Source organism: Italian clover phyllody phytoplasma str. MA1, assembly GCF_000300695.1.
Taxonomy (GTDB): Bacteria; Bacillota_I; Bacilli_A; order Acholeplasmatales; family Acholeplasmataceae; genus Phytoplasma.
This window is the reverse complement of sequence record NZ_AKIM01000120.1, coordinates 1-1,182: the sequence shown is the minus strand read 5'-3', so window position 1 is coordinate 1,182 and position 1,182 is coordinate 1. Positions and strand designations below refer to the sequence as shown.

1 protein-coding gene and 2 pseudogenes are annotated in these 1,182 nt (G+C 24.1%); all 3 read right to left on the bottom strand.

The genetic code is table 11. From position 1 onward, the window contains the following. Positions 1 to 338 (bottom strand): annotated as a pseudogene (locus tag RI01_RS02845) (hypothetical protein); the annotation flags it as partial. Between the two features lie 15 nt (positions 339 to 353). Continuing rightward, positions 354 to 641, bottom strand: coding sequence for a hypothetical protein (locus tag RI01_RS02840; RefSeq protein WP_017193165.1), 288 nt, complete (start codon positions 639 to 641; stop codon positions 354 to 356). 100 nt (positions 642 to 741) lie between these two features. Then, a pseudogene (locus RI01_RS03695) lies at positions 742 to 1,182 on the bottom strand (DNA double-strand break repair protein Rad50); the annotation flags it as partial.

Here is a 1,182-nt window from a genome sequence, read left to right as displayed (position 1 = left end):
AATTTCCAACTGTTTTTTATTTCTTCAATTTCATTTTTTTCTTGTTCAGAAAGATCATTAAGTAATAAAGTTTGATTTTTGTTTTCCGAAAATACATAAGATTTTATTTGGTCAAAACGAGCTTCAGTAATTGTGAATTTAGGTTTTTCAGTTTTACTAGTAGTTTTATCATTTAAATATTTTTCTTTGAATTCTTTTATTTCTTCTTCTAATTTTTTAAAATCATCTTCATAAAAATTATCTTCAATAATTGAATTTTTTATATGAATTTCAACATCTATTTTATTTTCGATTACTCTTTGAAAATCAAATGCATTTTGTAAACGGGTTAAGACCATATTTAGAAATGTCAATTACATAGCTGGTGGCCCTTCTATTCTAGGATTTGAAGGATCTAAATTATTTTTAACTATATAATTTTGTAATAAATCAAAACATTCTGTATCTAATTTATTTAAAGATTGTATTTTTTCTTTAATTTTTCTTTTAGTTTCGGAATCTAGATCGTAATTATCCAAAAATTCTTTTTCTTCTTGTTTTAAATAATTGTTTGTTTTGTAATGAAGGGCAATATCAACAATAACTGCTATAATAATGATTATAATTACTAAATGTTTTTTGAAAAAATTAATAGTATTCATCAATTTCATTTCCCTTCTGATAATAGTGATTATTATCAAATATTTAAATTTGAATATAACACTATTATACAATTTTATGAATTAATTTGTTTAAAAAGTTTTATGTATTAGGAATCATAATCATTTCAGGAATTTTATTTTGACGTTTTTGTTGGAATCGTTGTTGAGCACGAGCGTAATTAGGGTTTTTTAATTTCAGTTGTTCTTTTAGAGTTTCTATTTCAACTTCTTTGTCTTCTAGTTCTTCTTCTAATTTATATTGTTTTTTTTCTAAATTTGGTATATCCACGATGTCTTTTCTTTTTTCATCTAATTCGTAGATAATTTTTTTATATTCTTCAATTACGGATTTTTCTTTACTTTCTATTTTTCTAACTACCTCAATTGATTGACCAAAAGCCTCCTCGATTTTATCGTTTTGTAATTTATCTTTATATTCTTCTAGTTTCTTTTGGTAGTCTTTTTTGTCAGCGTCGAGTTTGGCTAAATCGCGGTCGATGTCGTTAAGATACGAGTCTAAAGTTTCTTTGGTAATCATTGG

Bases quoted from the DNA above. Each gene is read 5' to 3' on its own strand.
- RI01_RS02840 (WP_017193165.1), bottom strand. From the start codon at position 641: ATGAATACTATTAATTTTTTCAAAAAACATTTAGTAATTATAATCATT.